This window comes from Collinsella aerofaciens (genome assembly GCF_025289055.1).
In the GTDB taxonomy this organism is placed as follows: domain Bacteria; phylum Actinomycetota; class Coriobacteriia; order Coriobacteriales; family Coriobacteriaceae; genus Collinsella.
This window is the reverse complement of record NZ_JAESIQ010000051.1, coordinates 1-947: the sequence shown is the minus strand read 5'-3', so window position 1 is coordinate 947 and position 947 is coordinate 1. Positions and strand designations below refer to the sequence as shown.

The 947-nt window shown below is 66.9% G+C and carries 1 protein-coding gene; it reads right to left on the bottom strand.

All coding sequences use genetic code 11. The annotated features are described in order from the left end of the window. A partial coding sequence (locus tag JMJ97_RS09450; RefSeq protein ID WP_260700110.1) for a hypothetical protein occupies positions 1–803 on the bottom strand: 803 nt, incomplete at its 3' end. Positions 804–947 lie beyond the last annotated feature (144 nt).

Sequence of the window (947 nt, the reverse complement as noted above, 5' to 3'; positions counted from 1 at the left end):
TCGGTCTCCCCCGCCGGCGCCGTCGCGCCCTCGGGCTCAATCACCACATGCGGAGCCATGGCCCCGGAGGCATCCACCACGCCGCCGGCGCCAAAGGCCCCGCCCGCAGGCGCCACAAACCGCGCGGACACAAGCGACCCGCCCGCGCACGCAACGCCGCCGTCGGCGCCGGTCGCATCGAGCCACGAGGCGTCGACGGAAAGCCGGCAGCCGGCCGCACCCTCGCCAAGACCTGCGTCCTGCAGATACACACCGTAAGCGCTCACGCCCGCCCCGGACCCGGCGCCCGAGGCAACGACGCGTCCGCCGCCGCGCACGGCCATGTCGCCTGCGATCACGCCCGCGACCGCCTCGTCGGAAATATCGGCCCCGTCCGCCCGCGCGTCGACGGTGCAGCCGTCCACCACGAGCGCCTGTGACACGTGGATACCGCACTGCGAGCCCGTCGCCGTCAGGGTCCCGGTGCCGCGAAGCGTCAGGTTGCCCCACACCTCCATGCCGCACAGCGTGATGTCCGCATCGGGCGCATGCGACTCCGTCACGGAGTTTTGTCCGGTCAGGGTCACCACCAGGTCGCCATCAGCGCCGATGGCCTCGCCAGAAAAGCCGTTAAGCTCCAGGTGGTCGGCATCGGTCCAGGCCCAGCCGGGGCCGGACACGCCCGGCTCGTAGTACGTCGCGCCCGCGATGATGAGGCTCTCCGCGCCCGCGGCATAAGAAGGCCCGCCCAGCAAAACGCATATGCAGGCCATGGCAACAATCGCAATGTAATGACGGCTGGTGTAGGACTCGGCAGCAAACATACCCGCTCCGATCTTCGCAGAGCCAATAGAATGTGCACCAGAAAATGCCCTGGTAGCAGCAGTTATTAGTTTAGCGAGATCAAGGCACAGACGAAAGAAATGCCTGTGAGCAGCACCAGAAATTAGGTGTAAATCGTTTTGCCA